The 25,938-nt window shown below is 35.4% G+C and carries 26 protein-coding genes and 1 other annotated feature; of the genes, 25 read left to right on the forward strand and 1 reads right to left on the reverse strand.

The genetic code is table 11. The features are described from left to right. Window positions 1-224: 224 nt before the first annotated feature. From NEH75_RS10985 to NEH75_RS11075, 19 genes are all read left to right on the forward strand, one after another. Window positions 225-1,754, forward strand: a complete 1,530-nt coding sequence (locus tag NEH75_RS10985) for an ABC transporter ATP-binding protein (RefSeq protein ID WP_055276529.1) — start codon at window positions 225-227, stop codon at window positions 1,752-1,754. Beyond that, a complete protein-coding gene (locus tag NEH75_RS10990) occupies window positions 1,754-2,851 on the forward strand; it encodes an ABC transporter permease (RefSeq protein WP_055276527.1) in 1,098 nt (365 codons plus the stop codon). The genes NEH75_RS10985 and NEH75_RS10990 overlap by 1 nt, the downstream gene beginning before the upstream one ends. Then, window positions 2,851-3,801: an ABC transporter permease gene (locus tag NEH75_RS10995; protein WP_055243233.1), complete on the forward strand. Its 951-nt coding sequence runs from the start codon at window positions 2,851-2,853 to the stop codon at window positions 3,799-3,801. Before NEH75_RS10990 ends, NEH75_RS10995 begins: the two co-directional genes overlap by 1 nt. 202 nt (window positions 3,802-4,003) lie before the next feature. Beyond that, a complete protein-coding gene (gene mnmA, locus NEH75_RS11000) occupies window positions 4,004-5,137 on the forward strand; it encodes a tRNA 2-thiouridine(34) synthase MnmA (protein ID WP_055276526.1) in 1,134 nt (377 codons plus the stop codon). A gap of 15 nt (window positions 5,138-5,152) precedes the next feature. Continuing rightward, the gene (locus NEH75_RS11005; RefSeq protein ID WP_055276524.1) at window positions 5,153-7,579 is read left to right on the forward strand and encodes an ATP-dependent RecD-like DNA helicase; all 2,427 of its coding nucleotides are present in this window, start codon (window positions 5,153-5,155) and stop codon (window positions 7,577-7,579) included. 86 nt (window positions 7,580-7,665) lie between these two features. After that, window positions 7,666-7,833: a hypothetical protein gene (locus tag NEH75_RS11010; protein ID WP_172676250.1), complete on the forward strand. Its 168-nt coding sequence runs from the start codon at window positions 7,666-7,668 to the stop codon at window positions 7,831-7,833. 122 nt (window positions 7,834-7,955) lie between these two features. Beyond that, window positions 7,956-8,162, forward strand: a binding site (T-box leader). 47 nt (window positions 8,163-8,209) lie between these two features. Further along, window positions 8,210-10,831 (forward strand): alanine--tRNA ligase, encoded by a 2,622-nt coding sequence (alaS, locus tag NEH75_RS11015; protein ID WP_055276522.1) that lies wholly within the window; start codon window positions 8,210-8,212, stop codon window positions 10,829-10,831. Window positions 10,832-10,914: 83 nt separating this feature from the next. Continuing rightward, on the forward strand, window positions 10,915-11,163 hold the full coding sequence (locus NEH75_RS11020) for an IreB family regulatory phosphoprotein (protein WP_411039971.1): 249 nt from the start codon (window positions 10,915-10,917) through the stop codon (window positions 11,161-11,163). Beyond that, window positions 11,160-11,591 (forward strand): Holliday junction resolvase RuvX, encoded by a 432-nt coding sequence (gene ruvX, locus NEH75_RS11025; protein ID WP_055243228.1) that lies wholly within the window; start codon window positions 11,160-11,162, stop codon window positions 11,589-11,591. The genes NEH75_RS11020 and ruvX overlap by 4 nt, the downstream gene beginning before the upstream one ends. Window positions 11,592-11,613: 22 nt before the next feature. Beyond that, entirely contained in the window at window positions 11,614-11,910 is a 297-nt protein-coding gene (locus NEH75_RS11030) for a DUF1292 domain-containing protein (RefSeq protein ID WP_055276518.1), read from the forward strand. Between the two features lie 71 nt (window positions 11,911-11,981). Continuing rightward, window positions 11,982-13,073, forward strand: a complete 1,092-nt coding sequence (gene mltG / locus NEH75_RS11035; RefSeq protein WP_055304711.1) for an endolytic transglycosylase MltG — start codon at window positions 11,982-11,984, stop codon at window positions 13,071-13,073. Window positions 13,074-13,091: 18 nt separating this feature from the next. Next, a complete protein-coding gene (locus tag NEH75_RS11040) occupies window positions 13,092-13,742 on the forward strand; it encodes an O-methyltransferase (RefSeq protein ID WP_055304713.1) in 651 nt (216 codons plus the stop codon). A gap of 196 nt (window positions 13,743-13,938) precedes the next feature. Further along, window positions 13,939-14,874 (forward strand): peptidase U32 family protein, encoded by a 936-nt coding sequence (locus NEH75_RS11045; RefSeq protein WP_055304715.1) that lies wholly within the window; start codon window positions 13,939-13,941, stop codon window positions 14,872-14,874. 21 nt (window positions 14,875-14,895) lie between these two features. Further along, window positions 14,896-16,161, forward strand: coding sequence for a peptidase U32 family protein (locus NEH75_RS11050; protein ID WP_055243223.1), 1,266 nt, complete (start codon window positions 14,896-14,898; stop codon window positions 16,159-16,161). Window positions 16,162-16,407: 246 nt separating this feature from the next. Then, on the forward strand, window positions 16,408-17,028 hold the full coding sequence (udk, locus tag NEH75_RS11055; protein ID WP_055243222.1) for a uridine kinase: 621 nt from the start codon (window positions 16,408-16,410) through the stop codon (window positions 17,026-17,028). A gap of 256 nt (window positions 17,029-17,284) precedes the next feature. Further along, window positions 17,285-17,755, forward strand: a complete 471-nt coding sequence (gene greA, locus NEH75_RS11060; RefSeq protein ID WP_055243221.1) for a transcription elongation factor GreA — start codon at window positions 17,285-17,287, stop codon at window positions 17,753-17,755. A gap of 63 nt (window positions 17,756-17,818) precedes the next feature. Beyond that, a complete protein-coding gene (gene mtnN, locus NEH75_RS11065) occupies window positions 17,819-18,508 on the forward strand; it encodes a 5'-methylthioadenosine/S-adenosylhomocysteine nucleosidase (RefSeq protein ID WP_055276510.1) in 690 nt (229 codons plus the stop codon). Window positions 18,509-18,624: 116 nt separating this feature from the next. Further along, complete coding sequence (gene nadD, locus NEH75_RS11070) at window positions 18,625-19,206, forward strand: nicotinate (nicotinamide) nucleotide adenylyltransferase (protein WP_055304717.1); 582 nt, start codon at window positions 18,625-18,627, stop codon at window positions 19,204-19,206. 3 nt (window positions 19,207-19,209) lie between these two features. Beyond that, entirely contained in the window at window positions 19,210-21,132 is a 1,923-nt protein-coding gene (locus tag NEH75_RS11075) for an NAD(+) synthase (RefSeq protein ID WP_262948883.1), read from the forward strand. 40 nt (window positions 21,133-21,172) lie between these two features. Here NEH75_RS11075 and sigK read toward each other — a convergent pair whose 3' ends face one another. Then, window positions 21,173-21,862: an RNA polymerase sporulation sigma factor SigK gene (gene sigK / locus NEH75_RS11080; RefSeq protein WP_212724186.1), complete on the reverse strand. Its 690-nt coding sequence runs from the start codon at window positions 21,860-21,862 to the stop codon at window positions 21,173-21,175. A gap of 159 nt (window positions 21,863-22,021) precedes the next feature. Here sigK and NEH75_RS11085 point away from each other — a divergent pair, with 159 nt between their 5' ends. From NEH75_RS11085 to NEH75_RS11110, 6 genes are all read left to right on the forward strand, one after another. Beyond that, a complete protein-coding gene (locus tag NEH75_RS11085; RefSeq protein ID WP_238581261.1) occupies window positions 22,022-22,546 on the forward strand; it encodes a YqeG family HAD IIIA-type phosphatase in 525 nt (174 codons plus the stop codon). 16 nt (window positions 22,547-22,562) lie between these two features. Further along, window positions 22,563-23,672, forward strand: coding sequence for a ribosome biogenesis GTPase YqeH (gene yqeH / locus NEH75_RS11090; RefSeq protein ID WP_262948884.1), 1,110 nt, complete (start codon window positions 22,563-22,565; stop codon window positions 23,670-23,672). 184 nt (window positions 23,673-23,856) lie between these two features. Next, a complete protein-coding gene (gene yhbY, locus NEH75_RS11095; RefSeq protein ID WP_055243214.1) occupies window positions 23,857-24,150 on the forward strand; it encodes a ribosome assembly RNA-binding protein YhbY in 294 nt (97 codons plus the stop codon). A 5-nt stretch (window positions 24,151-24,155) separates the two neighbouring features. Continuing rightward, complete coding sequence (gene yqeK, locus NEH75_RS11100) at window positions 24,156-24,716, forward strand: bis(5'-nucleosyl)-tetraphosphatase (symmetrical) YqeK (protein WP_055276500.1); 561 nt, start codon at window positions 24,156-24,158, stop codon at window positions 24,714-24,716. Between the two features lie 14 nt (window positions 24,717-24,730). Further along, window positions 24,731-25,075 carry a ribosome silencing factor gene (gene rsfS / locus NEH75_RS11105; protein ID WP_055243212.1) on the forward strand — a complete coding sequence of 115 codons (345 nt, stop codon included), beginning with the start codon at window positions 24,731-24,733 and terminating at the stop codon, window positions 25,073-25,075. After that, window positions 25,075-25,800, forward strand: coding sequence for a class I SAM-dependent DNA methyltransferase (locus NEH75_RS11110; RefSeq protein WP_055243211.1), 726 nt, complete (start codon window positions 25,075-25,077; stop codon window positions 25,798-25,800). Before rsfS ends, NEH75_RS11110 begins: the two co-directional genes overlap by 1 nt. Window positions 25,801-25,938 lie beyond the last annotated feature (138 nt).

The following is a 25,938-nucleotide window of genomic DNA, read 5'->3' on the forward strand; positions in this document are numbered from 1 at the left end:
ATATTCAAAAATTACATAACTTTTTACAAATTTCGATATTTTTTGTTGATTATGGAGCTCGGAATATCCTATAATAGATAGGAATAGGCACTAGTTTGAAAAGTCGTCTATAGTTCTAAAAATTATTAAACTCTAACAGCAAAACGATTCGAAAATCCCGAAATTAAATGAAGAATCAAAAAGGTACAGAGGACATTACACTAATTGTAGAAAGGGGTAACGCTATGGAATACGTTATTGAGATGCTCAATATTACAAAAGAGTTTCCAGGGATTAAAGCCAACGATAATATTACGTTGCAAGTCGAGCCAGGAGAAATTCATGCCCTTTTAGGAGAAAATGGTGCTGGAAAGTCGACGTTAATGAGTGTATTATTCGGGCTTTATAAACCAGATGGTGGATGCATCAAGGTTCGCGGGAAAGAAGTGAAAATTACCGATCCGAACGTTGCAACGGAACTTGGAATTGGGATGGTGCACCAACACTTTAAATTAGTTCACAACTTTACTGTTACTGAAAATATCATTTTAGGAAGTGAACCCAAACTATTTGGAGGTCGCGTTGATATTAAAAAGGCCGCAAAACGCGTCGCTGAATTATCAGATCGTTACAACCTGCACGTTGATCCATATGCGAAAATTGAGGATATCTCAGTTGGGATGCAGCAACGTGTTGAAATCTTAAAAATGTTATATCGTGATGCTGAAATTTTAATTTTCGATGAGCCAACAGCTGTTTTAACACCTCAAGAAATTGAGCATTTAATGCAAATCATGAAGCAATTAACAGCTGAAGGAAAATCAATCATTATTATCACCCATAAATTAAAAGAAATTAAAGCTGTTGCTAAACATTGTACGATTATCCGTAAAGGTAAGGGAATTGGAACGGTTGTCGTTGATGAAGTATCAGAACAAGATTTAGCTGATTTAATGGTTGGACGTAAAGTTACATTTAAATTAGACAAAGAAGAAGCTAAAGTAGGGGCTCCAATTCTTGAAGTTGAAAATTTATGTGTGAAAAATGCTCGCGGTGTTGAGGCGCTTAAGAATTTATCATTAACATTGCGTGAAGGTGAAATCTTAGGGGTTGCTGGAATTGAAGGAAATGGGCAAACCGAATTAATTGAAGCTATTACAGGATTAAAACCAGCAGATAGCGGAGTAGTTAAATTAAATGGTAAAGATATTAGTAAAATGTCAGTTCGTCAGCGTACAGAAGCAGGAATCGGTCATATTCCAGAAGATCGTCATAAACATGGATTAGTCTTAGAGTATTCATTAGAAGATAACTTCATTTTACAAACATACTATCAACAACCATTCAGTAAAGGTGGAGTTTTAAACCGTAAGGCGATTCGTGAGCAATCAGAAACATTAATCGAACGTTTTGATGTTCGCAGTGGTCAAGGAAGTATCACTACAACACGTAGTATGTCTGGTGGTAATCAACAAAAGGCGATTATCGGTCGTGAAGTTGTTCGTTCACCAAAATTATTAATTGCTGCTCAACCAACACGTGGACTTGATGTTGGTGCGATTGAATATGTTCATCGTGAATTAATTGCAGAACGCGATAAAGGTCGTGGAGTCTTATTAATTTCCTTAGAATTAGATGAGATTTTAAATGTTTCAGACCGTATTGCTGTTATTTATGAAGGAGAGATTGTTGGAATCCTTGAAACAGCTAAAACGAATGAACAAGAAATTGGATTGTTAATGGCTGGTGCCGGTCGCGAAAGAGGTGAGCAGTAATGAAGAAATTTAAGTTTAATTTATCAGATGATGCTGTTCAAAAGAAATTATCACCTTTTGCTTCAGTAGTTCTTGGATTTATGGTTGGATTTGTTGTTTTATTCCTATTAGGATATAATCCAGTTGAAGGATTCACTTATTTATTCCAAGGTGGATTTAAAGGGATTTTATCAGGAAACTTTAAACAATTTGGTAATGGGTTATTACAAATGACACCATTGGTTTTAACAGGTCTTTCTGTAGCATTTGCCTTTAGAACAGGCTTATTTAATATCGGGGTCACAGGTCAAATGTTAGTCGGTGGATTTATGGCGGTCTATTTAGGGGCAACTCTTGATTTACCACGTTTTATTCACTTACCGGTCGCGGTGATTGGTGCGATGATTGCTGGTGGGGTTTGGGCGATTGTTCCAGGTCTTTTAAAAGCAAAGTTTAAAATTCATGAGGTTGTTACTTCAATCATGATGAACTATATTGCGCTTTGGGGTGTACAATACGCGGTTAAAGTATTAATTCCTGGTAAGTATTCAACTGAGTCAGCGACTATTTTAGAAACGGCGTCATTAAAAACAGAATGGATGACTTCATTCTTTAGTGGGTCAGCGGTTAACTTAGGGTTAATTCTTGCCATTATTGCATGTTTTGTTGTTTGGTTTATTTTAGAGAAAACAACATTTGGTTATGAACTAAAAGCTGTTGGATATAATCAAGATGCCGCTCAATATGCAGGGATGAAAGTAACACGTAATATTATTCTTTCAATGATTATTGCCGGTGTATTAGCAGGTCTTGCAGGAGCAACATTCTATGTAGGATATACGAACCATATTAAGGTTGGGGTTTTACCAGCACAAGGTTTTGATGGAATTGCCGTTGCATTACTTGGTTTAAATACACCAATCGGAGTGTTCTTATCAGCAGCGTTATTTGGATTTATGAAGGTTGGGGGAGCATTCATGCAAGCCATGTCAAATATCCCAAGTGAATTAATTGATATTATTATTTCAACAATTATTTACTTCTCAGCAATTGCTTTATTAATCCAAAGCTTCTTTAAAAAAGTAGCTCCTAAGAAAAAAGATGGAGGTGCGAAATAATGTGGGATTTTATTGTTTCAATGATGCCTTATGCCTTAGCCTTCACAGCACCTATGTTAGTGACGGCATTAGGCGGTTTATTTAGTGAGCGTAGTGGGGTTGTCAACATTGGTCTTGAAGGATTAATGATTGTCGGAAGCTTTACAACAGCCTTATTTATTAATCAATTTTATGCTGGAAATGATTCGATTATTTGGATCGGGATTTTATTAGGAGGTGTGGCCGGTTGTGCCTTCTCATTACTTCATGCCTATGCAAGTATTAATTTAAAGGCCGATCAAGTTATTTCAGGAACAGCGATTAACTTATTAGCACCTGCTGTAACAATCTTCTTAGCTCGTACGTTAACAGGATCACAAAATATTAGTATCGTTAAAGGTGTTTCTCGCTTTGATGCCCCAGTTTTATCTAATATTCCTGTCATTGGGCCATTATTCTTTAGTAAAATGTATTTAACAACATTCATCGTTTTAGGATTAGTTATCTTAACATGGTATATTGTTTTTAAAACATCATTTGGTTTACGTTTACGTGCTTGTGGGGAGCATCCTCAAGCAGCTGATTCAATGGGAATCAATGTTTATAAAATGCGTTACATTGGTGTATTAGCTTCAGGATTCTTAGCCGGTCTTGGAGGAGCAATTATTATTGTTACGACATCGAATGAGTTTAATGGATCAGTAGCCGGTCTTGGATTCTTAGCATTAGCCGCTTTAATCTTCGGTAAATGGAATCCATGGTCAGTTTTATTTGCTTCATTCTTCTTCGGATTTATGAAGACATTAGGACAATTAGCTTTAATTAACGATACATTAAAATCACTTGAAATTCCAATGGAATTCTATAATGCGTTACCATATGTGATGACACTTGTTGCCTTAATGATCTTTAGTCGCAACATTGTTGGACCAAAAGCTGCGGGTGAGCCATACGATAAAGGAAAACGTTAAAAAAAGAAAAGACAGTTTAAACTGTCTTTTTTTTGATTAAAAGTGGTCGAAAATCGTCAAGCATTGCTTATCCAGTCGTTTTTGCTTATAATAAAGAATAGAACATCATGTCCATGCACGATACTATAGTAAACTTGCTTGAAAATGATGCCGTCTGTTAGACGATAAAGATATATATATAAGAATATTGGAGGTTCAATAAATGAGTTTAAATAAAGGAAAAAAAGTCATCGTTGGGATGTCAGGTGGTGTGGACTCTTCAGTCGCTGCTTACTTATTAAAAGAACAAGGCTACGATGTAGAGGGTGTGTTCATGCGAAATTGGGATAGCGCTGCTAACTCAGATATTCTAGGAAATCCAACCGTGAATGATGATGTTTGTCCACAAGAAGTGGATTATATGGATGCCAAAGCTGTTGCTGATCAATTAGGAATCAAACTTCATCGTGTGGATTTTGTTCAAGAATATTGGGATCGTGTGTTTATGTATTTCTTAGATGAATATAAAGCAGGACGTACACCAAATCCAGATATTATGTGTAATAAAGAAGTTAAATTTAAAGCCTTCTTAGATTATGCCATGAATTTAGGGTGTGACTACATTGCTATGGGGCATTATGCGCGTGTTGAACATGGGGAAGAAGTGAAAATGTTACGTGGCGTAGATAATAATAAGGATCAAACTTATTTCTTAAGTCAGTTGACACAAGCCCAATTAAGCAAAACATTATTCCCGGTTGGTGAATTACAAAAATCAGAAGTTCGTGAAATTGCAGAGAAGATGGAATTAGCAACTGCGAAAAAGAAAGATTCAACAGGGGTTTGCTTCATTGGAGAGCGTAACTTTACGCAATTCTTACAAAACTACTTACCAGCACAACCAGGAAAAATGCAAACGTTAGATGGTGAAGTCATGGGTGAGCATATCGGATTAATGTATTATACGATTGGTCAACGTAAAGGTCTTGGAATTGGTGGAAAAGGTGATGCATGGTTCGTGATTGGGAAAAACTTAAAAGAAAACATTTTATATGTTGGTCAAGGGTTTGATCACGAGTATGTGTATGCTGATGAAGCGCATGTATCAAATGTAAACTGGATTCCAAGTGAGAAATTTACTGGAACATTTACTTGTACAGCGAAATTCCGTTACCGACAACCAGATGTTAATGTTGAATTAGAGTGGATGGATGATGAGACATTAAAGGTTCGTATGTCAGATCCAGTTCGCGCGGTTACACCAGGGCAAGCAGCTGTCTTTTATTTAGGTGACGTTTGCTTAGGTGGCGGACGTATCGAAGCAGCCTTTAAAGATGGAGAACGTCGCATGTATTAAGAGAGGATGAATTTAATGGGAGAAGCCAACTATATTCAAGGGATATTTTTAGATTCTATATTTTTTAATGAGGACAATGGCTTCTCTATTGGAACTGTTTTAGTGACTGAGTACCAATGCAACGAAGAACAACTAAAATTGGCATATAAATCCGTGGATGAGAAAGTGATTGATACGTTAGGGTTAAATGATAAAGAAGAACATCATAAAATTACAGTATCAGGTTATTTTCCTAAATTAGTGTCTCATAAAACGTATCGTTTTAATGGAAGTTTGACGCAACATCCAAAATACGGGTGGCAATTTCAAGCGACGTCATATGACAGTGTCACGGTTCGTGGGAAATCGTCACTTGTTCATTATTTGAGTAGCGATATCTTTGAGGGAATTGGACAAAAAACAGCTGAAAAGATTGTAGAGACATTAGGAGAAAATGCGATTGATGTCATTTTAAGAAATCGTCAAGCGTTAGATGAGGTGCCGAAACTTTCTAAGAAGTTAGCCGATAAATTATATGCAACGTTAGTTGATCAACAAGGGACGGAACAAATTTTAGCACCACTTTACGGTTACGATTTAAGCCCTCGATTAGTCATGAAGATTTTTAAAAAATATCAGTATCAGGCCCTTGAGATTATTCAAGAGAATCCTTATCGTTTAATTGATGATATTGAGGGAATCGGTTTTATTAAAGCTGATGAACTGGCAAAACGATTAGGGGTTGCAAGTGATGACCCAAGACGCATTCGTGCAGCTTTACTTTATGTCATCGATCAAATTGCGATTCAAAAAGGTCATACGTATGTGTATCATAAACAGCTTCTTCAAAGTGCTCTACAATATTTAAATCAAAAGTCGAATCAATTATTGGACTTAGCTCAAATTGAAGGTCAAATCCAAGCGTTAATTCAAAAGAAAAAGATCTATATTGAAGGAGATTTTCTATTTATTCCGCTTCTTGTGAATAGTGAAAAGGGCATTGCTGAATCAATCATGAGGCTTCAAACCGAAGTTCAAGCAGAAGATGAGCAAGTCTTAAATACGATTAGCGAATTAAAGGACGAAATGGCGATCACTTATTCTCCTGAGCAAGAAGAGGCTATTAAAATGGCGTTAAAACAGCCAGTTAGTATCATTACAGGTGGACCAGGAACAGGTAAAACGACCGTTGTTCAAGGGATTTTAAAAGCTTACGGCTTACTTCATCACCTTTCACTTGATCCCACTAAATATGCTACTTCTGAAAAGCCATTTCCAATTGCTTTAGCTGCCCCCACTGGGCGTGCTGCCAAACGAATGACAGAAACGACAGGACTTAAGGCCTCAACCATCCATCGTTTACTTGGTTATGGCGTAGATGGTGTTTTTCAGCATGATGAGTTTTCTCAGCTTGACTATGACTTAATTATCATTGATGAAAGTTCAATGCTTGATACCCTACTTGCTTTTCAGCTTTTTCAAAGTATCAAAACTGGTGCACAAGTTATTTTAGTTGGTGATGATAATCAGTTACCGTCGGTTGGGCCGGGACAGGTATTGAAAGATTTAATTGAAAGTGGGGCTATTCCCCTAACGAGATTATTAACCGTTCATCGTCAGGCACAAGACTCATCCATTATTTCCTTAGCTCATGCGGTGAAAAATAATCATCTTCCAGATGATTTACGAGTGAAAAAGCCTGACCGTTTATATGTTGAAGCGACACACCAACAGATTCCTGTTTATTTAAAGCAAATTGTTGAAAATGCCATTTCCAAAGGGTATACGGCTAATGAGGTTCAGATTCTAGTTCCGATGTATCGAGGTGATTGTGGGATTGATAGTTTAAATGTCATGTTACAAGAAATTTTCAATCCACCTGATGAACAAAATAAGCGTGAGATGACGTTTGGTCAACGTATTTTTCGAATTGGTGATAAAGTCTTACAGTTAGCCAATCAACCAGAAACGGGAGTGATGAATGGTGATGTAGGAGAAGTCATTGGTATTTCTTATAAAAATGAAAATGATGATAAAGAAGAAAAGCTGATTGCTTGTTTTGATACGAAAGAAGTGACCTATAAAAAAGGTGATCTTCAAAACTTAACACACGCTTACTGTGTCTCAGTTCATAAATCACAAGGATCAGAATATCCCATTGTAATTTTACCAATGACGCATGCTTATCATGTCATGCTTCAAAAAAAGCTCATTTATACAGCAATTACGCGTGCTAAAAGATCATTGATTGTCATTGGTGAATATTTAGCCTTTGATAAAGGAGTTAAAAATGAAGGCGAAGAACGTCAAACGACATTAAGACTTCGTTTTGATCTTCAGAAGGAACAAGTGCCAAAAGAAAATCCATTTGCTGATTACTTTAAAGAGCACCATATTCCATTTGATTATTTGGATGAAGAACAATTGGAAGGGATAACGCCATACGACTTTATGGAGGAATAGTTATTTGCTAATTTTGTCGGAATTCGGACATAAAAAAAGTGAAATCACCCAAACTAAGACTATCATGTTGAAGTGAGGTGAACTACATGAAGAAGATGGTATTATTCTTATTCTTTGCTGTTACGTTAGTGGCAACATTTATGTATTATGATGATCCACGCTATTATCGAAGACAATTTCAGCGACAAATGAGAAAATGTCGCCGACAAATGGATTGTTGGCAAGATTGTATTCATGATATGATGCCATTTTAAGAAAAAACTCTCTCCTGGTGGGAGAGTTTTTCTTCATTTTAGTCAGATTTCACGTAATTATTTGGTGAAATCCAAAAAAAAGCTTGAAACCCTGAGATAAAATCGATAAAATAGAGTCGAATAACAAAATGTTGATAGAAGAAAGTAGAGATTTGCAGTTTCACAGAGAGGGATTTCTAGGCTGAGATAAATCCTAACGAAAAATACTCGAAAGCTACTTCTGGAGTGTAGGTAAAACCTATCGGTTGGCGCCGTTATTGCCTTCGAGTGTTATTTTTTCAAACGAAAAAATAAAATTAAGGTGGTACCGCGTTCAAATCGTCCTTATTTCGTAAGGGCTTTTTTTATACTCATTTTTCAAAAGAGGTGACAAAATATGAAATACATGACAGGTTCAGAAATTCGATCAATGTATTTAAATTTCTTTAAATCAAAAGGACATATGATCGAACCAGGTGCACCATTAGTACCAGTAAACGATCCAACGTTATTATGGATTAACAGTGGGGTTGCTGCTTTAAAGAAATATTTTGATGGGCGTGAAATTCCAAACAATCCACGTATTACAAATGCTCAAAAATCAATTCGTACGAATGACATTGAAAATGTAGGAAAGACGGCTCGTCACCATACGTTCTTCGAAATGTTAGGAAACTTCTCAATCGGAGATTACTTCCGTGAAGAAGCTGTTACTTGGGGTTGGGAATTATTAACATCACCAGAATGGTTTGGATTCGATAAAGATTTATTATACGTAACGATTTATCCAAACGACCAAGAAACATACGATTTATGGATTAAATTAGGGGTTAAACCTGATCACATTGTTAAATTAGAATATAACTTCTGGGAAATTGGAGAAGGACCATGTGGACCAAACACGGAAATCTTCTTTGATCGTGGAACAAAATACGACCCAGAAAATATCGGAATTCGTTTATTAGAAGAAGATATTGAAAATGATCGTTATATCGAAATTTGGAACATCGTATTCTCTCAATTTAACTCTAAAGAAGGATTAGAACGTAGTGAATATCCATTACTTCCAAATCAAAACATAGATACTGGGATGGGTCTAGAACGTATGGCTTGTGTCCTACAAGGAGTAGAAACAAACTTCGATACAGACTTATTCATGCCAATTATTAAAAAGACTGAAGAAATTTCTGGAGTGAAGTATACAGAAGAAACAGGAGTTGCCTTCAAAGTCATCGCTGACCACGTACGTACTGTTACATTTGCTGTTGCAGATGGAGCTTTATTATCAAATGAAGGTCGTGGATACGTCTTACGTCGTTTATTACGTCGTGCCGTTCGTTACGGTAAAAACTTAGGAATTGACCGTGCATTTATGTATGAATTAGTTCCAGTTGTAGCAGACATCATGAAAGATTATTATCCATACGTTTGCGATAAAGTTGAATTAGTTCAAAAAGTTATCAAGTCAGAAGAAGATCGTTTCCGTCAAACATTAGCTGATGGTGAAAAAATCTTAACTGAATTAATGACTAAGAGTGAAACAAAAACAATCAATGGTAAAGATGCCTTCATGTTATACGATACCTATGGATTCCCATATGAGTTAACATTAGAATATGCTGAAGAATCAGGATTTACAGTGGATAAAGCTGGATTTGATGCGGAAATGGAAGCTCAACGTGAACGTGCTCGTAATGCTCGTGAAGATGTCGCAAGTATGCAATCACAAAATGAAGCATTAATGAACTTCAAGGAAGAATCAACATTTGTTGGATATACGCAATTGTCAACAACAGGAAAAGTCATCTTATTATTAAAAGATGGTGAAGTGGTTGATTCATTAACGGGTCAAGGACAAGTTATCTTAGATATCACACCATTCTACGCTGAAAGCGGAGGACAAGTAGCAGATACAGGATTAATGACAACAACAAACGCAACGGTAGAAGTTTTAGATGTGATTAAAGCTCCTAATGGTCAACATTTACATACAGTTAATGTTAATGGAACATTATCGTTAAATGATGCAGTAACGTCACAAGTGACTGTCGATGCACGTTTAGCTTTAACGAAAAACCATACAGCGACTCACCTTTTACATCAAGCATTAAAAGATGTTATTGGAGAGCATGCGAACCAAGCAGGATCATTAGTATCAGCTGACCGTTTACGTTTTGACTTTACAAATATGCAAGGATTAACGCCTGAAGAGTTACAACGCATTGAAACCATTGTCAATGAAAAAATCTGGGCATCACTTCCTGTTGAAGTGTTCGAAAAATCAATCGAAGAAGCAAAAACAATGGGAGCTATGGCATTATTCAGTGAAAAATACGGAGATACAGTTCGCGTAGTTAAAGCTGGAGAATACAGTATTGAGTTATGTGGGGGATGCCATGTTTCAAACACATCAGAAATCGGATTATTCAAAATTATTTCTGAATCAGGAATCGGAGCTGGAACACGTCGTATTGAAGCTGTAACAGGTCAAGCAGCCTTTGAATATATGAATACATTCATTAACCGATTTGCAGCTGTTGCTGAAACATTAAAAACAAAACCAGCCTTACTTGAAGAACGTGTAGAGGGTGTGTTAGACGAATTAAAAGAAGCACATCGCGAAAATGAATCATTAAAATCTAAATTATCGCATTTAAAAATGAAGGAAATTGTCAATAATACACATGAAGTGAATGGATTCACTGTCTTAACAGCTAGCTTAGTTGATGTGGATATGAATCATTTACGTCAAATGATTGATGAATTCAAACAACAATTAACGTCAGCAGTTATCGTTTTAGCGAGTGCAGTAGACGGTAAAGTAGCCATCTCTTGTGGTGTAACAAATGATTACGTGAAACAAGGGGTACATGCTGGTAAGATTGTTAAAGAAGTTGCAAGTATTTGTGGCGGAGGCGGAGGCGGACGTCCAGATATGGCCCAAGCCGGAGCAAAAGACGCTAGCAAAATTAATGAAGCTCTTCAAAATGTTGATGAATGGTTAAAAAATAATTTATAATTCTTTTCATCCCTTTAACAATATTGTAAAATAAAGTTAATGACTATTTATGGGTGGTGAATTGCATGATCTCAAATCATACTATGATGCTAGACGAGGCCCTACAAGATAAATTAAATCAAAATGAAACAGTTGAATTAATTTTAACGGATGTCTTCGAAGCATTAGAAACAAAAGGATATAACCCAATTAATCAAGTCGTTGGATACTTGATTTCAGGAGACCCAGCATATATTTCAAGCTATCAAGGGGCACGCAATAAAATCCAACAAATTGAACGTGATGAAATTATTGAAGTTTTATTAGAAAAGTTTATTGAGTCGAAAAAATGAAAACACTCGGATTAGATTTAGGAACACGTACATTAGGTATCGCAATCAGTGATGCATTAGGAATGATGGCTCATGGAGTCGAAACGTTCCGTTTTGAAGAGAATCATTATAAAAAAGCAATTCAACACGTTCAACAACTAGTCAAAACACAGCACGTTTCAAAAATTGTTTTAGGATTGCCAAAAAACATGAATGGATCAATTGGAGAACGCGGTCAAGTGACGCAAGATTTCGCTAAGAAATTAGAAGAAGCGACAAATGTTAAGGTCATTCTGTGGGATGAACGTTTAACCACGATGCAAGTGGAACGCGTTTTAATCCAAGCAGATGTTAGCCGTAATAAACGTAAAAAAGTCGTTGATAAAATGGCAGCAACGATTATTTTGCAAAGTTATTTAGATTCAAGCCAAGCACGTTCATTCGTGTAAACTACAGTAAGAGGTGTTAACTATGTTAGATGAAAATCAATTAACAGTAATCGATGAAAACGGAAATGAATTATTATGTGAGATCTTATTCACATTTGATTCAGATGATTATAATAAATCATATGTTGTTTATTACCCAGCGGGTGCTGAACATGAAGACGAAGATGGAAATGTGGATTTACACGTTTCTGCTTACGTTCCAAGCAATAACAATGAAGGTGGAGAATTACTTCCAGTTGAAACAGATGCTGAGTGGGATATGATCGAAGAAGTGATCAATACATTCTTAGCAGATGAAGAAGCTGAAGGTGAAGAATAATTCATAAACAACAGTGCAAGGGCGGACCTACGGGTTCGTTTTTGCACTGTTTATTTTAGAGGTGAAGATAGATGAGGAAAATTGCAAGTCTTATCATGGGACTAATCCTACTTATCGTAATAGCAGTAGGAGGGTATGGATATTATTTATATGATTCAACCTTAAAACCCGTTGATTCACAGGATGAAACGGTAATGAATTATAAAATTGAACCTGGAACAACGACTAAGAGAGTGAATCAACAATTAGCTGAACTTGGTTTAATTAAACATCCTAAAATGGCAGATTTAATTGTCCGCCTAAACGATTGGTCTCATATTCAAGCCGGAGAATATGCCTTATCCCCATCGTTAACATTAGAAGAAATGTATCAAAAGTTTGAAACGGGAGATGTCATGGAACCTGATATGGTTAAAGTGACAATTCCAGAAGGTTATGATTTAGAATACATTGCAGCCGTGATGTCACCCTTAGTAGGATTGACAGCTGAGGATTTATTAATGGAATGGAAAAATCCTAGTTATGTAAGAACTTTAATTGATGAGTATTGGTTTTTAACGGAGGATGTTTTACAGGAAGGCATTAAATATCCACTAGAAGGGTATATTTACCCGATTACCTATGCCTTTGTTGATGATATTTATACGGTAGATGAATTAACGCATGAGTTATTAAATCTTACTGAGCGTAAGTTAAATCCATTGCGTGATTTATTTGAGAAAAGTTCATTAAGTATTCATCAAGTCATGGCATTAGCGTCTGTTGTGGAAGGAGAGACTCAACGTACAGAAGAAATGCCAACTGTCGCTGGGGTTTTCTTTAATCGTATCAATTCAGGCATGTATTTACAAAGTGATATGACCGTGTTATATGCATTAGGTGATCATTCTGTTCGTGTAACAGAAGCAATGACACGTGTTGATTCTCCATATAATACCTACGTGACGCAAGGGATTCCAATTGGGCCTGTAAGTAGTCCAACACTCGATGCCATTGAGGCAGTTTTACAGCCCGAAGAGCATAAATATCTTTACTTTATTGCTGATATGTTTAACTGTGTCGATGGAAAAACACATTTCTTTGAAACATATGAGGAACATATGGCGTTCTATCGTGCGAACTTGCTTCCATCTTATGAAGCAGGAGCGAGCGTTTGTAAGTAACAATAAGGTGGTAAACAAATGAATGAACAATTATTAGAGTTAATGGGTCGTTTTAAAACGATTATTCATGATGATCTCTCATTAGAAATGAAACAATATGCACAAGACTTTGATGTGCCTATTATTCAAGATCAAGGACTTGAGTTAATGCTTCAATTATTACGCATTAAACAACCGCAATCCATTTTAGAAATTGGGACAGCCATTGGGTATTCTTCCTTAATGATGGCCAGACATTTACCAAATACTCACATCGTGAGTATCGAGCGTGATCCAAAGCGTTATAATGAAGCCATCGCTTATCACGAACGATCAACCATTAAAGAGCAGGTAACGTTAATTGAGGCCGATGCCCTTGAGATTGCCAATGAAGAGTTACCGATTCAAAAATATGATGTCATTTTCATTGATGCAGCGAAAGCTCAATATCAAAAATTCTTTGAAAAATATGAGCCGTTATTAAAAGAAGATGGTATGATTATCAGTGATAACTTAATCTTCCATGGACATATTTTTGATAATAATCAAAAACAAAGCCGCAACTTAAAACAATTAGTTCGTAAAATTAATCGTTATAATGATTGGTTGGCTAACCATCCAAACTATGACACGTTATTACTTCCAATTGGAGATGGCGTGGCGATTAGTTTAAAGAAAAAAGTTAAATAAACAGGACACCATCGCTAAGACTTTAGCGGTGGTTTTTGATTGAAAATGATCCATTTTATAAAAAAATTGAATTTTGTATAAACTAAGAGAGAAGTACCGAGCGATTATTTTTAACAATTTAGGTCAAAATAAGTGCAAATATTTTTTAAGTAGTTTATAATTTTATATTGTCATTATTATAAAGTGAGTTGATAAAATGAAAAAACCCGAATTAGTTGTTACTCCTCATGATTTACATGAGATTGAACCATTAATTGAAGCAGGTGCCGATGCCTTTATTATCGGTGAAGAAAAGTTCGGTTTACGATTAGCTGGTCATTTTAACAGAGATGAACTACGTCAAGCCGTTGAGTTAATTAAAAAACATAATAAAAAAGTATATGTAGCCATTAATGCGATTATGCCTAATGGATTACTAGACGATTTAAAAACATATATTGATGAAATTAAATCATTACCGATTGATGCCCTTCGTTTCTCTGATCCAGGAGCTTACATGATCGCAAAACAAGTTGCACCAGACATGACTTTACATTGGAGTAGTGAGACGCTTGGAACGAACTATTTCACAGTGAATTACTGGTATGATCGTGGTGTTTTACGTACGGTATTAGCGCCAGAAATCATGAAAGAACCTGTGATTGAAACAAAAGAACAGGCGAAAGGTGAAGTGGAAATTTTAGTCCATGGTGCAATTTGTATGTTCCAATCACGTCGCAATTTAGTAGGAAACTATTTAAAATTCCAAGGACAAGTTGTTGAAAAAATCCAATCTCGTGAAGAAGGATTACTCTTATTTGATTCTGAACGTCAATTATATTACCCAGTTTTTGAAGACCAACAAGGAACACATATCTTTAATGGAAGTGATGTGTGTATGATTGATGATTTGGCAGATTTCATTGATGCAGGCGTGGATAGCCTTCGTATTGATGGAATCTTAAAATCAAGCGACTATTTAATCAATGCGACGAAAGCTTATCGTTTTGCGATTGATTTATGCATTGAGGACCGTGCAAAATATAACCAAGTTGGACGTGCCTTATATAAAAAAATGGAAGAAATTCAACCGAAGCACCGTTTGTTAGATCGTGGATTCTTCTATAAACCATCAATTTATAAAAATAAGTAGGATAGGAAGGAGTGCTGGGTCATGGCAAGAAAACCAGTATCAGCAATCGTTGATGGAAAACGCATCATCGTAAAAAAACCAGAATTATTAGCCCCAGCAGGTTCACTTGAAAAATTAAAGATTGCGGTTATGTATGGTGCCGATGCAGTCTTTATCGGTGGACGTGAGTTTGGTTTACGCTCAAATGCACAAAACTTCTCTTTAGACGAGATTCGTGAAGGAGTAGAGTTTGCTAAAGAGTATGGTTCAAAAATTTATATTACAACAAACATTATCGCCCATAATGAAAACATGGAAGGCCTTGAAGAATACTTAACAGCCTTAGGTGAAATTGGAGTCGCTGGGATTATTGTAGCGGACCCATTAATCATTGAAACATGTAAACGTTGTGCCCCAAATGTTGAGGTGCATTTAAGTACACAACAATCGACAATGAACTATATGGCAGTTAAGTTTTGGGAACAACAAGGATTACATCGTGTTGTATTAGCTCGTGAAACAACAAAAGAAGAAATTAAAGAAATCATGGAGAAAACAGATGTTGAGATTGAGGCGTTTGTTCATGGTGCCATGTGTATTGCCTACTCAGGACGTTGTACGTTATCAAATCATATGACGGCGCGTGATTCAAATCGTGGAGGATGCTGCCAATCGTGTCGTTGGGAATATGATTTAGTGAAACAAGATCAAGATGAAACAAAAGCTTTATTTGGTGAAGATGATATTAAATTTGCGATGAGTCCAAAAGACTTAAACTTATTACAATCAGTTCCTGAAATGATTGAGTTAGGAATCGATAGTTTAAAAGTTGAGGGACGTATGAAATCGATTCATTACGTGGCAACTGTTGTTAGCACGTATCGTAAATTAATTGATTTATATTGTGAAGATCCAGATAACTTTGTCTTCAATGAAAATCTTTTAGTGGAATTATCAAAATGTGCGAACCGTGAAACAGCGCCAGCATTCTTTGAAGGAATTCCATCACATGAGGAGCAAATGTTTAATAATCGTGACGAGCATCCAACTCAAGAATTTATTGGGTTAGTCTTAGATTATAACGAGGACACACAGGAAGTGACGTTACAGCAACGTAACCATTTCCGTAAAGGTGAAGTGGTTGAATTCTTTGGACCAAAAATTGAGACTCAAATCATGACGATTGATGAATTGTTTGATGAGCGTGGACAAGAATTAGAAGTCGCTCGTCATCCGAAACAGGTTTTAAAGTTCAAAGTTCCATTTAAGTTATATCCAAATGATATGATGCGTAAGCACGTGAAATAGTAAAAAACCATAGCGAAATTTCGCTATGGTTTTTTAATGAAGTTTGAGGAAAGTGGCATGATAAAAGAGAGGCTTTTTTCTTATTGAAATGTTGTTGAATTTTGTAGAAAGATAGTGTATACTACGTATTTGGAAATCGAACCAGCTAGGCTGGAAGACGATAAAGAAGTTTGAATCCCCATGCTTTGATCATGGAATCATCCCGACATCTTTTTGAAAATATTGCTAAAAATGAGGTAGAGAAATATGAACAAACCATTAATTATCGGTGTTGCTGGTGGAACAGCCTCTGGAAAATCGAGTGTGTCTCGTATTTTATATGATGCATTCTCAGATCGCACGATTACGTTATTACGACAAGATGATTATTACAACGATCAAAGTCATATGACTATGGAAGAACGCGTGAAAACAAACTATGATCATCCGTTATCAATGGATAATGAATTATTAGTGAAACACTTAAAGAAATTAATGTTAGGTTATTCAATTGAGAAGCCAGTTTATGATTACACACAACATACAAGAAGTGAAGAAACAGAAAAAATTGAACCAACTAAAATTATTATTGTTGAAGGATTATTCGTCTTAGAAGATGTGAAAATCCGTGAATTATTAGATATTAAAATTTTCGTTGAAAGTGATGATGATATTCGCTTCATTCGCCGTTTACTTCGCGATACAACAGAGCGTGGTCGTACGATTGATTCAGTCATCTCTCAATATATTGAATCAGTAAAGCCAATGCATGAGGAGTTTGTTGAACCAACGAAAAAATATGCAGATATCATTGTTCCGGATGGAAAAACAAATACCGTTGCTCTGGATTTATTAATTACAAAAATTAATAGTATTTTAAACGCGTAATCAATCTAAATATAGGACTTGAAGTAAGGCTTGCTGCCTTACTTTTTATCTCTTTAGCGTTTTTAATTTTGATAATTTTTAAAAAATAGAATAAGTTATCCTAAAAATGGAATACTAAAAGAAGATGTACTGAATTAGGAACCATTCACTTTTAGTGGATTAATGGCATAATGTTTACTAAACGATTAAGTTCATGTATAATATATAGTTGAAATTATCAATCTTATTGGTTTCAATTGATTCGGAGGAATTTTTAATGAAAGAAAAACAACAACATTTAACCCTAGAAGGGATTAAAAAGTTTCAAGATGAATTAGATCACTTAACGCAAGTGCGTATGGAAGAAATTAAAGTTAAGTTACAAGAAGCTCGCGCACAAGGGGACCTTTCTGAAAATGCTGAATATGATGCAGCACGTGAAGAACAAGCAATGGTTTATGAGCGCATTCAAGAATTACAATACATTTTAAAAAATGCTGTTGTTATTGAATCAGATGAAGGAAGTGACGTTATTACCATCGGTTCAACTGTAACTTACCGTGATGATGAAACAAATGAAGAATTAACTTATAAAATCGTAGGTAGTGCAGAGGCAAACCCATTTGACTCAAAAATCTCAAACGAATCTCCAATTGCTCAAGCTTTAATGGGGAAACGTCAGGGTGAGACTGCAATGGTCTCTACACCAAAAGGTGTTGTAACAGTTGCTATTGTAAATGTTCAATAATTTTGAGCTGCCCACAAGCAGCTCTTTTTTCAAATTAATTAATTAAAAAAGGTGGTCTGAATCATGACAGTTGCAATTATTGGCGCAATGGAGGAAGAAGTAACATTATTACGTGAAGCAATGGAAGTTGAAGAAGTTAAAACAATTGCTCACGTTGAATTTACAAAAGGAAAGTTAAATGGAAAAGATGTCGTTTTATTAAAAAGTGGAATTGGTAAAGTAAATGTTGCCATTGCAACGACATTATTATTTGAACACTATGCGATTGATTGTGTGATTAATACAGGATCAGCCGGTGGATTACACCCAGAAGCAAATATTGGAGATGTGGTCGTATCGAACGGAACATTATATCATGATGTTGATGTGACTGGATTTAATTATGCCTATGGGCAAGTACCAGGAATGCCTGCGATTTATGAACCAAATGCTGATTTAATGAGAAAAACAGAAGAAGTGTTAACGAAAGCAAATAAAACATACTGGTTAGGACAAATTGGAACGGGAGACTCATTTATCAATCGACCAGATCAAATGGAATTAATTAAAAAGAACTGTCCTTCGGTTGTTGCAATCGAAATGGAAGCAGCTGCAGTAGCACAAGTATGTCATCATTATGAGAAACCATTTATTATTGTACGTGCGTTATCAGACATTGCAGGAAAAGAATCACATATTTCATTTAATGAATTTTTAGCGGTTGCAGCAAAAGAATCTTCAGAAATGGTCACTGAATTAGTGTCTATGATTTAAGGTCATAAATAAACAATTGCAAATCATTTGCGATTGTTTTCTTTTTATCTATTTTAGATTAAATGATAGACTCATAGCTCATACTACAAATGAAAAGGAAATGGAGTGATTTTGGCATGATTGTTATCTTTGGTGGTTCCTTTAATCCTCCAACGATTGCGCATTATCAAATCGCAAACCATATTTTAAAACAAATTGATTGTGATAAGTTTTATTTTTTACCAGTTGGTGATCGCTATCCTAAAAAAGGATTAATTTCTTCAGTTCATCGTGTAGCCATGTTAAAATTAGTTTGTGAGCATTTAACGAATACCTTTGTTTCAACCATAGAAGTTGAGGCAAAGAAAGTTCTAACGACCTTTGAGACGTTAACGCTTGTGAAGAGTCAATATCCTAATGAAGAGATTGCGTTTGTCATTGGAGCTGATAATTTAGAAGATTTACCGAATTGGGTTCAATATGAACAACTCATTCAAAACTATAAATTAATTGTCTTTCGACGTGATGACATTGACGTTGATGAAATTATCCATCGACAATTTAAAACATTTGAGCACCAATTTATTCTTTTAGATTCATTTGAGAAAATGAATGTTTCATCAACGGAGTATCGAGAAAATCTTGATCGCTCTGATTTAGTATTAAATTGTGTGGATCAATATGTTCAACAACATCAATTATATGGAAGAGGTGAATAATCCATGTTTCATAATGGATTTTTAAAAGTTGCGACATCATCACCAAAAGTTTCAGTCGGAGATCCGATTGCAAATGTAGAAGTGATGTTAAAGTCATTAAAAGTGGCTCAAGATCATCAGGCAGGCGTTCTTGTTTTTCCTGAATTATCGATTTGTGGTTATACGTGTGGTGATTTATTATTCCAAACGTATTTATTACAAGATGTTAAAAAAGCCATTGAAATTTTATTAGAGCGTAATCCATTTGATGGAGTCTTTACGGTTGGTGCACCGATTGCGATTCATCGTAATTTATATAACTGTGCAATCGTGATTCAAAAAGATAAAATTTTAGGAATTATTCCAAAATATTATCTTCCAAATGATATGGAGTTTTATGAAGAGCGTTGGTTTACACGCGGATATGAAATTGTAAAGCATTATGAGGAGATTGAGTTCTTAGGACGTAAAGTTCCATTTGGAGATTTAATTTTCGATAACTATACGTATGATCTTTCATTTGGAGTTGAGATTTGCCAAGATTTATGGGTCCCTTCTTCTCCAAGTCAACGTTTAGCATTAAATGGTGCAGATATTATTTTAAATTTATCAACAAGTAATGAAGTTTACCAAAAAAGCCGTATGCGTCGTGATTTAGTGCGCATTCAAAGTTCAAAATTAGTAGCGGGATATATTTACTGTTCATCAGGTGTTTATGAATCAACGACTGATGGCGTATTTGGTGGACATAGCTTAATTTCACAAAATGGGACGTTATTAGCGGAGTCTGATATGTTCTCTCGTGAAGAATTGAATGTCATGTTTGCCGATTTAGATATTTCTAAAATTCAATTTGATCGTCGTCGTTCTTCTGCTTTTAGACAAAGTGCAGAAGATAATATGGATTTTTTACAACATGTTTCATTCGATTTAGTAGAAAATCAAAACTATACGTTTGAACAGCCACTTGATCCCACGCCATTTGTTCCAAAGTCAGAGGAAAAAGAAGCGTTTGAAGAAATGATGAACATTCAAATGGCAGGATTAGCTAAACGTATTGAGCACACGGGTGCACAAACGATTTTAATTGGGGTGTCAGGAGGATTAGATTCAACTTTAGCGTTATTATTAGCGGCTAAAACATTCGACTTAATCAATATGCCACGCAAAAATATTATAGCTTATACGATTCGTGGATTTGGAACATCTAATCGTACGAATACTAATGCAAATAACTTAATGAAAACTTTAGGTGTGACACATCATGATATTGATTTGCGTGAATCGGTTTTAGCACATTTTGAAACCATTGGACATGATCCAAATGTAGTCGATGTGACCTATGAAAATGCCCAAGCGCGTGAACGTACGAATATTTTAATGAACTTAGCTAATAAAATGAATGGACTTGTTCTTGGAACAGGAAATATGTCTGAGTTAGCGCTTGGATGGTGTACGTACAACGGCGATCAAATGTCAATGTATGCGATAAATGCGGGAATTCCAAAAACACTCGTTAAGTTTATGGTCAAACAATTTATGTTATGTGAGTCACAAGCTTTAACAGCAAATGATGAAGATGCAAAATTGTTACAGTATACGCTAGGTGATGTTTTAGATACCCCAATTTCACCAGAGTTAATTAATACGGAACAACATACTGAAGAAATCATTGGTAAATATGAAATTCATGATTTTATCTTATATCATATGTTAAACAACGGGGATACCGAAGATCGTATTTATGCTTTAATGAAAGAGGCGTTTAAAGGGGAGTTCGAAGAAGAGAAATTATTAGAATATTTACAAATTTTCTATCGTCGTTTCTACTCACAACAATTTAAACGTTCAGCGATGCCAGATGGACCAAAAGTGTTAGACATTTCACTTTCACCACGTACAGATTGGCGTATGCCATCAGATGCGAATTATCGACGTCGCGTATAAGGTAAAGTAAAAAAGGGGATAGAGGTCCCCTTTTTGTCTGTTAGCTTTTAATAAACTCTCGATATAGTTTCATTAAAGCACGTTTTTCGATTCGAGAGACATAACTACGAGAAATATTATATGACTTTGCAATTTCTTGTTGTGTTTCTTCTTCGTGATTTCCAAGTCCAAATCGTCGAATAATAATATCACGTTCCCGTTCAGTAAGCGCATCAAGGTTTTTATCAATTTTTTCAATCGCAAGTTGTTGGATAATCACATCATTTATATCTTTCTCTTCATCTTTCACGACATCAATAAGGCAAATCTCATTTCCCTCTTTATCAAATCCAATGGGATCATATAAAGAGACATCATTTCTCATTTTTTTAGTAGAGCGAAATAACATCAAAATTTCATTATCGATGCATCGAGCGGCATAGGTTGCTAATTTAGTGCCTTTATCTGGAGAAAATGAATCAATCGCTTTAATCAGTCCAATGGTTCCGATTGAGATTAAATCTTCCTTATCATCGCTTTGATTTTGATATTTTTTGACGATGTGTGCGACGAGTCGTAAATTATGTTCAATTAACTTCTCACGAGCTCCTTTATCTCCTTGTGCCATTTGATTGAGGTAATATTCTTCTTCTTCAGGAGTTAGGGGATCTGGAAAGGCTTGATTATTAATGGCACCAACGAGTGGAATCAGATTAGAGAAGAGTGAGGCGATAAATTGAAATAAAAACATAGGTTAAAATCCTCCCTCATAAATCGACTTAGTAGATTATATGCGCAACTTCGTGTCGATAGACTTAAAACTATAGTGAATTTATGATAAAATGAAATGAATACGTAGAAAAATGAAGTTCATTGATGAACATCACTTTAAAGTTGGAAAGGGGAGATTGTGTTGATCCATCATTTCGTAGCTGATGAATATGTTAAAAATGTTTTTCAAATTGATTTAGAAAAATTAAAAACTAACGGAAAACGTGTGATTTTAACTGATCTAGACAATACGTTAGTGGGTGCAGCGGTAAAGGCGCCTACACCAGAAGTCATCGAATTTTTAAATCGCGCAAAAGAATTAGGATTTGAAGTCATTATCGTTTCAAATAATAATAAAGAGCGTGTCTCCTATTTTTCGAAAGATTTATCGATTAAAGCGGCTCATCATAAAGCATTAAAGCCATTGAAGTTAAAATTACGTAAAATTTTAAAACAGTATCATCGTTCTGAAGTCATCATGATTGGCGATCAATTAATGACGGATGTGTTAGTCGCTAAACGTTTAGGCTTATATACGATTTTAGTGGAACCAATTCATCTACATTCAGATGAAAATTCAACAAAATTTAATCGTCGTTTAGAGCGCTTTGTCGTGAAACAATTAAAAAAACGTCAATTACCGACTCCACCATACTTAGATTAATATAGAGGAGGCCCTCATGGAACAATTAAAATGTATTGGTTGTGGAGCAACCATTCAAACAGAAAATCCAAAAGAAATTGGATATACGCCAAAATCAAGCGTTGAGAAAATGGAAAATCAAATTATTTATTGCCAACGCTGCTTTAAATTAAAACATTATAATGAAGTACAAGATGTGTCATTAACAAGTGACGATTTCTTAAAAATTTTACAACGTGTCGGAGAAACAGATGCTTTAGTTATTAATATTGTTGATATTTTTGATTTCTCAGGAAGTATGGTCGCTGGAATCTCACGACATATCAATGGAAATGACATCTTATTAGTTGGAAATAAGGTTGATTTATTACCGAAATCGGTCAATAAAACGAAATTAAATCACTGGATGCGCCGTTCATTAAAAGAAATGGGGTTAAAACCATTAGATGTTGCTTTAGTAAGTGCAGCTAAAGGTTTAGGAATCGATGAATTAATGGAAATGATTGAAAAATATCGTAAGGGTCGTGACGTTTATATTGTTGGATGTACGAATGTTGGAAAATCGACATTAGTTAACCGTATTATTAAACGTTTCACGGAGGAGCGTGAAGATATTATCACAACGTCTCATTTCCCTGGAACAACGTTAGATATTATTGAGATTCCATTAGATGATTTTACCTCAATCATTGATACACCAGGAATTATTAATGAGCATCAGTTAGCGCATTATGTGACACCAAAAGTATTAAAAGAAATTACACCGAAAAAAGAAATCAAAGCAGGAGTTTACCAATTAAATCCTGAGCAAACATTATATATTGGTGGATTAGCTCGCATGGACTTTGTCAAGGGAGAACGTACATCATTTATTACGCATTTCTCGAATGCTTTACATATTCACCGTACGAAGTTAGAAAAGGCCGATCAATTATGGAAAACACAAGCAGGTCAAGTGTTAAAGCCAATCGTTGAAGAAAATGGTCAACCGATGGTTATGGAAAAACATGTGTACCGTATTGGAAAAGAAAAAACAGATGTTGTGATTTCAGGATTAGGTTGGATTACCTTAGTCGGAACAGGACAAGAAATTACGGTTCATGCACCAAAAGGTGTGGGTGTTTTAGTTCGTCCATCATTAATTTAAGTGGTGTCACTTGTGGTAAACTTGACAAAAGTTATCAAATATGACACAATTCAGGTTCGATGACATCTTAATGTCTTGGACCTAATCAATCAATGAAGATCAACTGGTCAACTAAAGGAACGATCAACAACTGCTCTCAACAAGAAGAGCTTAAATATGAAAACCAGTTAGAGGTGGAGCAATTATGTTAACAGGTAAACAAAAAAGTTATTTAAAAGGATTAGCACATACGATGCAACCGATTATTCAAGTTGGAAAAAATGGGGTTAATGATGCGTTAATCAAAACGGTTTATGATGCATTAGAAGCGCGCGAATTAATTAAAGTTTCAATTTTACAAAACTGCTTTGAAGAACCGAAAGCGATTGCAGCAGAAATTGCTGAAGTCATTAATGCTGAGGTGATTCAAGTCATTGGGAAAACAATTGTTTTCTACAAAGAATCAAGCAAGAAAAAACAAATCGTTTTACCGAAATAGTGAAGATGAATTTAGAAACGTTAAAATCACAAGTTAAAGACCAGTTGCCGAGCAAGCGTTATGATCATACGCTAGGTGTTGTCGCTACAAGTGAGCAACTAGCGAAGCGTTATAATACCTCAGTTGAATCGGCACAAATCGCCGCTTTATTGCATGATATTGCAAAGTATTTACCTAATGACCTTTTAAAAGAAAAATTAGAGTCTGCGAAGGAGACCGATTATCTCAACTATAGCCCATTAGTGTGGCATGCACCAGTGGGTGCGATTGTCGCAAAAGAAACGTATCAAATTAAAGATTCGGATATTTTAAATGCAATTAAATATCATACAACCGGTAAAGCAGCTATGACGACTCTTGAAAAAATTGTGTTTTTAGCCGATTATATTGAACCGAATCGTACGCAACCAGGAGTTGAAGAGATTCGTGAGCTGGCAACGAAAGATTTAGACGTTGCTGTTGCACAAACACTTGCTAATACTGTTGCTTATTTAAGTAGCAAAGGGAAGGGCGATATTCATCCGGATACGTTAGCCGCGTATGAATACTACCGTCAATATTTATAATGGAGTTGATTTATTTGGAAAACTTAGCAAAATTCGTAAAATCTTTAGATGAAAAACACGCAGAAGATATCGTGGTTTTAGATATGCAAAATCATTCACCAATCTATGATTACATGATTATCACAACAGCTAAAAATGACCGTTTAGCTCAAGGGATCATTCGTGAATTAAAAGATTTAGAAGGAACAACAGATTTAACATTAAAACATATTGAAGGAGCACACCATGCGGAGTGGGTTTTAGCTGACTTTGGAACAATCGTTGTTCATGTCTTTACACCAGAAACTCGTTTAGAGTATAACTTAGAAAAATTATGGGCTGACGTTCCTCGTGTGAATATCGAAGGGATGTTAGTCTAATGGCATACGAAGCATTTTCATATTATTATGATATTTTAATGCAAGATGTTCCTTATCATAAATGGATTGCGAAAACAAAGCAATACTTACCGATTGGAAGTTCAATCTTAGATGTAGGATGTGGAACAGGGACAATTTCAATTCTTTTAGCAAAAGAAGGATATAACGTCACTGGAATCGACCTATCAGAAGATATGTTATCACTTGCTTATGAAAAAACATTATCAGAAGGCTTAGGCATTCATTATGTTCAACAAGATATGTGCCGTTTAGAAGGATTTAGTGGATTTGATGGAGCAGTTATTTACGTCGATTCATTAAATTACTTAAAAAAAGATACAGAAGTGTTTCAAACATTTAGACATCTTTATGAAAGTTTAAAAGAAGGTGGCATTTTAATCTTTGATGTTCACTCATTATTTAAAGTGACTGAAATCTTCCAAGATTACTTATATGCTGATACAAATCCAGATTTAACGTATATCTGGCATGTTTGTGAAGGGAAATATCCATATAGCATTGAACACGAATTAACATTCTTTAAACGAGAAGGTGAACGTTATGAACGTTTCGAAGAAACACACTATCAACGTACCTTTGCAATTGAAGAGTACAAACAATGGCTCGAAGATATCGGATTCAAAATCTTAGAAATCTCAGCTGATTTCTTAGATGAAGCCCCAACAGAAGAATCAGAACGCATCGTCTTCGTGGCTCAAAAATAGATAGTAATATCAATTATACTAAAGTATGCTGTTAATAAGTATTAGATTTAAACAATAATAAAAAAGCATCTTATATCCTTATCATAAAAGATTAAGCGATATGGGGTGCTTTTTTTGTTGGCTCTTTGTCAACTGGTG

It is taken from the genome of Turicibacter sp. T129 (assembly GCF_025594975.1).
Classification (GTDB): Bacteria; Bacillota_I; Bacilli_A; order MOL361; family Turicibacteraceae; genus Turicibacter; species Turicibacter bilis.

Coding starts and splice junctions, on each gene's coding strand:
- NEH75_RS10985 (WP_055276529.1), top strand. CDS start 225: ATGGAATACGTTATTGAGATGCTCAATATTACAAAAGAGTTTCCAGGG.
- NEH75_RS10990 (WP_055276527.1), top strand. CDS start 1,754: ATGAAGAAATTTAAGTTTAATTTATCAGATGATGCTGTTCAAAAGAAA.
- NEH75_RS10995 (WP_055243233.1), top strand. CDS start 2,851: ATGTGGGATTTTATTGTTTCAATGATGCCTTATGCCTTAGCCTTCACA.
- mnmA (WP_055276526.1), top strand. CDS start 4,004: ATGAGTTTAAATAAAGGAAAAAAAGTCATCGTTGGGATGTCAGGTGGT.
- NEH75_RS11005 (WP_055276524.1), top strand. CDS start 5,153: ATGGGAGAAGCCAACTATATTCAAGGGATATTTTTAGATTCTATATTT.
- NEH75_RS11010 (WP_172676250.1), top strand. CDS start 7,666: ATGAAGAAGATGGTATTATTCTTATTCTTTGCTGTTACGTTAGTGGCA.
- alaS (WP_055276522.1), top strand. CDS start 8,210: ATGAAATACATGACAGGTTCAGAAATTCGATCAATGTATTTAAATTTC.
- NEH75_RS11020 (WP_411039971.1), top strand. CDS start 10,915: ATGATGCTAGACGAGGCCCTACAAGATAAATTAAATCAAAATGAAACA.
- ruvX (WP_055243228.1), top strand. CDS start 11,160: ATGAAAACACTCGGATTAGATTTAGGAACACGTACATTAGGTATCGCA.
- NEH75_RS11030 (WP_055276518.1), top strand. CDS start 11,614: ATGTTAGATGAAAATCAATTAACAGTAATCGATGAAAACGGAAATGAA.
- mltG (WP_055304711.1), top strand. CDS start 11,982: ATGAGGAAAATTGCAAGTCTTATCATGGGACTAATCCTACTTATCGTA.
- NEH75_RS11040 (WP_055304713.1), top strand. CDS start 13,092: ATGAATGAACAATTATTAGAGTTAATGGGTCGTTTTAAAACGATTATT.
- NEH75_RS11045 (WP_055304715.1), top strand. CDS start 13,939: ATGAAAAAACCCGAATTAGTTGTTACTCCTCATGATTTACATGAGATT.
- NEH75_RS11050 (WP_055243223.1), top strand. CDS start 14,896: ATGGCAAGAAAACCAGTATCAGCAATCGTTGATGGAAAACGCATCATC.
- udk (WP_055243222.1), top strand. CDS start 16,408: ATGAACAAACCATTAATTATCGGTGTTGCTGGTGGAACAGCCTCTGGA.
- greA (WP_055243221.1), top strand. CDS start 17,285: ATGAAAGAAAAACAACAACATTTAACCCTAGAAGGGATTAAAAAGTTT.
- mtnN (WP_055276510.1), top strand. CDS start 17,819: ATGACAGTTGCAATTATTGGCGCAATGGAGGAAGAAGTAACATTATTA.
- nadD (WP_055304717.1), top strand. CDS start 18,625: ATGATTGTTATCTTTGGTGGTTCCTTTAATCCTCCAACGATTGCGCAT.
- NEH75_RS11075 (WP_262948883.1), top strand. CDS start 19,210: ATGTTTCATAATGGATTTTTAAAAGTTGCGACATCATCACCAAAAGTT.
- sigK (WP_212724186.1), bottom strand. CDS start 21,862: ATGTTTTTATTTCAATTTATCGCCTCACTCTTCTCTAATCTGATTCCA.
- yqeH (WP_262948884.1), top strand. CDS start 22,563: ATGGAACAATTAAAATGTATTGGTTGTGGAGCAACCATTCAAACAGAA.
- yhbY (WP_055243214.1), top strand. CDS start 23,857: ATGTTAACAGGTAAACAAAAAAGTTATTTAAAAGGATTAGCACATACG.
- yqeK (WP_055276500.1), top strand. CDS start 24,156: ATGAATTTAGAAACGTTAAAATCACAAGTTAAAGACCAGTTGCCGAGC.
- NEH75_RS11110 (WP_055243211.1), top strand. CDS start 25,075: ATGGCATACGAAGCATTTTCATATTATTATGATATTTTAATGCAAGAT.